General features: G+C 37.2%; 10 protein-coding genes. 6 read left to right on the forward strand and 4 right to left on the reverse strand.

Translation table 11 applies throughout. From position 1 onward, the window contains the following. Window positions 1-177 precede the first annotated feature (177 nt). Entirely contained in the window at window positions 178-1,068 is an 891-nt protein-coding gene (locus tag NI462_RS14525) for a LysR family transcriptional regulator (protein WP_035334907.1), read from the reverse strand. A 149-nt stretch (window positions 1,069-1,217) separates the two neighbouring features. Between NI462_RS14525 and NI462_RS14530 the strand changes: the two genes are divergently transcribed. Together NI462_RS14530 and NI462_RS14535 are read left to right on the forward strand one after the other, a co-directional pair. Then, window positions 1,218-1,811: an NAD(P)H-dependent oxidoreductase gene (locus NI462_RS14530; RefSeq protein ID WP_004647752.1), complete on the forward strand. Its 594-nt coding sequence runs from the start codon at window positions 1,218-1,220 to the stop codon at window positions 1,809-1,811. Between the two features lie 9 nt (window positions 1,812-1,820). Further along, window positions 1,821-2,135: a putative quinol monooxygenase gene (locus NI462_RS14535; RefSeq protein ID WP_005105962.1), complete on the forward strand. Its 315-nt coding sequence runs from the start codon at window positions 1,821-1,823 to the stop codon at window positions 2,133-2,135. A gap of 110 nt (window positions 2,136-2,245) precedes the next feature. Here the strand turns inward: NI462_RS14535 and NI462_RS14540 are convergent, their stop codons facing one another. The 3 genes from NI462_RS14540 to NI462_RS14550 all read right to left on the reverse strand — a co-directional run bounded on the left by NI462_RS14540 (window position 2,246) and on the right by NI462_RS14550 (window position 3,310). After that, entirely contained in the window at window positions 2,246-2,536 is a 291-nt protein-coding gene (locus NI462_RS14540; protein ID WP_004647750.1) for an addiction module antidote protein, read from the reverse strand. 1 nt (window position 2,537) lies between these two features. Then, window positions 2,538-2,834: a type II toxin-antitoxin system RelE/ParE family toxin gene (locus tag NI462_RS14545; RefSeq protein WP_004647749.1), complete on the reverse strand. Its 297-nt coding sequence runs from the start codon at window positions 2,832-2,834 to the stop codon at window positions 2,538-2,540. A gap of 161 nt (window positions 2,835-2,995) precedes the next feature. Continuing rightward, window positions 2,996-3,310 (reverse strand): ArsR/SmtB family transcription factor, encoded by a 315-nt coding sequence (locus tag NI462_RS14550; protein ID WP_086044972.1) that lies wholly within the window; start codon window positions 3,308-3,310, stop codon window positions 2,996-2,998. 103 nt (window positions 3,311-3,413) lie between these two features. Between NI462_RS14550 and NI462_RS14555 the strand changes: the two genes are divergently transcribed. The 4 genes from NI462_RS14555 (at window position 3,414) to NI462_RS14570 (ending at window position 5,975) form a co-directional block, all read left to right on the forward strand. Beyond that, window positions 3,414-3,830: a YeeE/YedE family protein gene (locus NI462_RS14555; protein ID WP_086044973.1), complete on the forward strand. Its 417-nt coding sequence runs from the start codon at window positions 3,414-3,416 to the stop codon at window positions 3,828-3,830. After that, window positions 3,831-4,247, forward strand: a complete 417-nt coding sequence (locus NI462_RS14560) for a DUF6691 family protein (RefSeq protein ID WP_155861417.1) — start codon at window positions 3,831-3,833, stop codon at window positions 4,245-4,247. 2 nt (window positions 4,248-4,249) lie between these two features. Then, window positions 4,250-5,122 (forward strand): MBL fold metallo-hydrolase, encoded by an 873-nt coding sequence (locus NI462_RS14565; protein ID WP_253161194.1) that lies wholly within the window; start codon window positions 4,250-4,252, stop codon window positions 5,120-5,122. 70 nt (window positions 5,123-5,192) lie between these two features. Next, a complete protein-coding gene (locus tag NI462_RS14570; RefSeq protein ID WP_086044976.1) occupies window positions 5,193-5,975 on the forward strand; it encodes a sulfite exporter TauE/SafE family protein in 783 nt (260 codons plus the stop codon). Window positions 5,976-6,125: the final 150 nt, after the last annotated feature.

Here is a 6,125-nt window from a genome sequence, read left to right on the forward strand (position 1 = left end):
AACCGTCCGCTAAGAAAATTGCAAAAGTGCATATTCTAAAAGCGGACATTTTTACTTTGGAGAAACCGGACATTTCTATTTTGGAGTTACATTTCAATTTCGTATAACCTCCATTATGTTAAATGGGTAGTGATTTGGTGGATTTTTCAGACTCTGGTTTGAAAAATCCATTTAAAATTAATTAAGCTGTTGTAATTTTTCATATAAATAATCAATAAATAATCTAACTCTCTTAGGTATATAATTTTTTTTGTAATAGACAGCATGGATTTTTTGCTCATGAATCTTTATTTCATCTTCAAATAAAGCAATTAATTTACCTTCTTTTATATCCTTTAAAATTAAAAATTCAGAGAGACAAGCGATTCCTACACCTTGTAAAGCAAGTTGACGAACACTTTCGCCATTAGAAGCTGTAATAGATGGTGAAGTTTTATATAGTTGATCATTTATATAAATTGGCCAATTATTTAAATGCAAAGGATGGCTAAATCCTAATAATCTATGTTGATTTAACTCAATAATAGATTTTGGTAAGTTATTTTTTTTGAGATATTCAGCGCTAGCAACGATATACAAACGACTTTTATATAATAATTTTGCATAGAGACTTGAATCTTCTAGATCACCAAATCGTATAGCAACATCTATTTTATGCTCTAATAAATCAATTACATGATCATGACTAGTTAGTTCAATACTGATTTTTGGATATCGTTCTATAAACTCTGGTATTAATGGAATAATTACATGCAATACAAACGGTGTTGCTGAATCTATTTTAATTAAGCCTGTAGGTTCAGTACCTGGATTAATTAACAACTCTTCAGCTTCATTCAAATCAGAAAGTAATTTTCTTGCTCTTTCTAAAAAAATTTTTCCATCATAGGTAAGATTAAGGCTACGGGTTGTACGTTCGATTAATTTAACATTTAATTTTTTTTCGAGGCGTTGTAATGTGCGACTGATAGCAGATGTTGTTTGATTTAATTGTTCTGCTGTTTTCACTATAGAGCCACAATCAGCGATCGTAACAAATACTAAAAGTTCATCAAATGTAGATTTCATATCTAAGTAAATCATTAATAAAAAATCATTTTTAATTATATATTAATTTTAATTATTAACAATTAATCAATAATGTTTTGTTAATAATTGCATTTATGTTGATGGATCTTAAATTTATATTGTACTTCTCTATTCAATTTGGGATGAAGATGAATAATATTTTAATTATCAATGGTGCTAAAACTTTTGCTCATTCTAATGGTGAATTGAATGATACCTTGACAATTTTAGCAGAAGAAGTGTTAACCAAATTAGGTCATAAAGTTAAAGTTACGCGTGCTGATAGTGCTTTTGATCCAAAAGAGGAGGTAAAAAAATATCTTTGGGCTGATGCTATTATTTATCAAATGCCAGGCTGGTGGATGGGTGCACCATGGACAGTAAAAAAATATATTGATGATGTATTTACTGAAGGTCATGGTCATATATACGCTAATGATGGTCGTTCACGTTCGGATACTTCTAAAAAATATGGTTCGGGAGGCTTAATGCATGGCAAAAAATTTATGCTGTCATTAACTTGGAATGCACCTGCTGAAGCATTTACTGATCCAAAACAATTTTTTGAGGGGAGAGGTGTAGATGGGGTTTATTTGCCTTTTCGAAAAGCCAATGAGTTTCTTGGTATGCAAAGCATGTCAACATTTATTGCTCATGACGTCATCAAAGCACCAAACTTACCACAAATAAAAGATGACTATCGCCAACATTTGATCCGTAATTTTTCTGCATCAGTGATATAGAGGTAAATGATGTTAACAATTATTGCTGAAATTAAAGTAAAACCCGGTTCAAAGCATCTGCAACATGTAATCAATTCATTCAAGGAGATCACACCAACAGTGTTTGAAGAAGATGGTTGTTTTGGCTACGAATTACTTATTAATCATGAGAGTCATGCGTCTTATCAGGCGCCATTGAAAAATACAGTCGTTATGTTGGAAAAATGGAAAAGTATCAAACATTTAGATGCACACCTTGCAACCGTACATATGCAAGAACATCACTTTAAGATAAAAGATGATGTTCTTGGTGTTGATATCCGAATTTTAGAGAATGGATTTTAATCAAATTATTATATTCATTTATGAGTTTCTCTAAAATTAACATAATACACGTTATAGGAATCTAAAAATGGGAGCCTTTAGCTCCCATTTTTACTATATTTTTTAAAGCTTTAGGCGTGTTGTACTGTGAGTTTTAAGCCTAAAGCATTTACTACACGATTAATTGTATCAAAACGTGGTGCTGAATCATGACGTAGGGCTTTGTAGAGTGCCTCACGCCCAATCCCTGCTTCTTTAGCGATTTGAGTCATGCCACGAGCTTTAGCAATAACACCAAGTGCATGAGCTAATTCAGCTGGATCATTCTCTTCAAGAACCATATTGAGATAAATCACAATGTCTTCTTCAGTTTTGAGTGACTCAGCCATATCAAAACTTGGTAAATCAGCTACTTTAACCATTTTAATCCTCCAACGTTTTCGATAGTTTGACTGCACGATCGATGTCTTGTTGTTGAGTTGATTTATCTCCACCACCAAGCATTACAATCACAACGTCACCATGTTGGATGTAATACATCCTCCATCCAGAACCGAAGAATTCTCTCATTTCCCAAACGCCATCTTGGAGAGGTTTAATGTCTCCCCAGTTTCCACGTTGAACCTTATCTAATCGACGATTCAGGCGGATACGGGTCATATTGTCTTTAATGCCATCCAACCATTCATCAAATTCTGGCAGACGTTTAATTTCAATCATGAGGATTCCTTCTCTTCTCACTATATTGTATTCGATCGAATACAATATGCAAGTAATCTATATGAACATCCATTAATTTCGTATAACAGCCATTATGTTAAATGGTTCTATCGCATTAAGAACTAGATTAGATACTGTAAAGGGTGAAATGCGACAGAACCTTAATCGTGACTGCAATAAATTTCATAGAGTGTCTGCATGATTTTTAACACGCGCATATCGCTTAATTGATAAAAAATCTGTTTACCCTCCCGTCGTGTCGATACGATCTGATTGTTTCTTAAAACTGTTAGTTGTTGTGACAAGGTGGGTTGGTAGATATTAGTGCGTATTTCAATTTGCTGCACATTGAGTTCACCTTCCACCAAAACACATAGAATTTTAAGACGATCTGGGTTTGATAAAACTTTTAGACAATCACTAACAAGATCAACTTGTGAGAAGTCTATTCGCGTTTTTAACTGAGTAGTGTTCATGAATGCATCCTAATAATGAGATAAAAAAATTAAGATCTTCTACTTGAATAATTAAAATTATTATATAATATAAAAAAATATATTGTAAGTGGGTATATTTACTATGCATGATTTTCTGATCGCATTTTTAGGCGGATTGCTTCTTGGCGTAGCCGTGGTCGGCTATCTTTATGTGCATGGTCGTATCGCCGGAATCAGTGGTTTAATCGAACAGGTGCTGAACCCTTCAACGATGTTTAAAACACCTGCAATTTGGTTTCTGTTGGGCTTAATCACGGTGCCATTTATCTATGGACTGTTTGTTCAGCCAGAAATTGAATTGAATGCGAGTCCGCTGATGATGGTGGTTGCGGGTCTCTTGGTTGGCTTTGGTACACGCTTAGGTTCAGGTTGTACCAGCGGTCACGGCATTTGCGGGATGAGTCGTTTGTCTAAACGTTCCATCGTGGCCACCATGAGTTTCATGTTTGCTGGTTTTGTCACTGTTTATATGATTCGCCATATCACAGGAGCTTTCTAAATGAAAAATTTTCTCGCTTTTATTTTTGGTGGTTTGTTTTCTGTGGGGCTGATGGTATCAGGTATGTCGAATCCAGAAAAAGTGCTGGATTTCCTAGATCTGTTTGGTGACTGGGATGCCAGTCTAGCCTTTGTCATGATGGGTGCAATTGCCGTAGCATTTATTCCCTTTCAAAAAGCTATACGTTCTGCAGCACCGAAAACCGTTTTTAACGAACCTATTTTATTGCCAACCAGTCAAAAACTTGACCCACGCTTAATCATTGGCAGCCTGCTGTTTGGTATCGGTTGGGGAGTTGCTGGTGTATGTCCTGCACCAAGTTTTACTTTGATTGGTCTTGGACATTATCAGGTCCTGTATTTTATTGTCGCAATGCTTGTAGGCGTGTTGATTCACCGTAAGTGGGCAGGAGCTTAATGATGTCAAATTTCCCTGTTGTAAAAGATTTTTTTCATGAAGATACCAATACTTTTAGTTATGTGGTGAGTGATCCTACAACTCAGGCATGCGCAATTATTGACAGTGTGTTGGATTATGATGCTGCATCTGCAACCACTTCGACCACACATGCCGATCAGATTATTGCCTATGTCAAAGCACAGGGTTTAACAGTCGAGTGGATTCTGGAAACCCATGTCCATGCAGATCACTTGACCGCAGCGCAGTATCTCAAAGTTGAATTGGGCGGCAAGATTGCCATGAGTCAAAAAATTGCTGTGGTACAGGAGACCTTTGCTGCGATCTATCATTTGGATATTAAGCAATGGAATGCCCAGCAGTTATTTGATTACCTATTTGAAGATGATGAGAAATTTCAGATTGGTTCAATCGAAGCATATAACATTCCCACCCCCGGACATACACCGGCCTGCTTAAGTTATGTCATCGGTGATGCTGTCTTTGTCGGGGATACTTTGTTTATGCCGGATTATGGTACGGCACGTTGTGACTTTCCGCGGGGAAGTGCAGCAATACTTTTTGATTCGGTACAGCGCCTGTTTGAACTGCCAGAGAGTACCCGAGTATTTCTATGCCATGACTATTTACCACAAACCCGTGATCGCTATGTATGTGAGACGGATCTTCAGACGCAAAAAAACCGAAATATTCATATTCATCATGGTACGACCAAAGCTGAATTTGTAGAAATGCGTAATAAGCGCGATGCGGGTTTGAGTATACCAAAACTAATTTTACCTTCGATACAGATCAACATGAAAGCCGGACAGTTCCCTGAGCCAGAAGAGAATGGAGTTTCTTATTTGAAACTTCCACTTAACTATTTCAGATAAACAAGTTTCAACATTAAACAACAAGGTTTGTCTTTTGTTGAATTGCTTGATTTAAAGAGGGGTGTGGGCTATGTGGATGTTGATACTGGAAAGCTTGGCCATTGGTGGCTTGCTAGGGTTAACAGGTGCTGGTGGAGGTATTCTCGCTGTGCCGGCACTCATGGCGAGTCAAGGGTGGACTGTAGCACAGGCTGCCCCTGTGGGCCTACTTGCAGTCACTCTATCCGCCTTGGTTGGAACATTTGAAGGTTTATTCAAACGTATAGTGCGTTATCGTGCTGCGCTTTGGATTGCTCTCATCAGCATTCCATCAGCACGTTATGGTGTGCATCTAGCAGGAATTATATCTCCAGTATGGCTAACCCTAGCATTCAGTCTAGTGATGCTGCTCGTCGCTTACCGGATATTCTTTAATAAAGTCCATGATCATGAAAATACACTGTGCAAGGTTAATCAAACTACAGGTCGCCTGATCTGGAATATGAAAACTGCTTTATCTCTCGGTATTATTGGTATGGTGGCAGGTTTGTTAACTGGCTTGCTTGGAGTGGGTGGTGGTTTTGTGATTGTTCCAGCAGTACGTAAAGTGACAGACCTCGATATGCGCAGTATCGTTGCGACCTCCTTGATGATTATTTTTCTAATTGGTGGGGTTAGTATTTCTGCCCACGTGTTGGACGGCTTTCAATATCCTGTTTCCATCACGCTCACTTTCGTTATGGCGTGTATTGTGGGGATGTTAATTGGGCGCAGTTTAATACATCGGATAGATGCTAATCGAGTGCAAAAGATTTTTGCAACGACTGTGATCGGAGTTGCTATGTATTTAATTTATTCAGTACTTACGGGATAAATGATTAATTATTCAATATTTCTAAAATTAACATAATACACGTTATACGAATTCCCAAGTGTAACTCCAAAATAGAAATGTCCGGTTTCTCCAAAGTAAAAATGTCCGCTTTTAGAATATGCACTTTTGCAATTTTCTTAGCGGACGGTT

Source organism: Acinetobacter lwoffii (genome assembly GCF_024129715.1).
Lineage (GTDB): Bacteria > Pseudomonadota > Gammaproteobacteria > Pseudomonadales > Moraxellaceae > Acinetobacter > Acinetobacter lwoffii_U.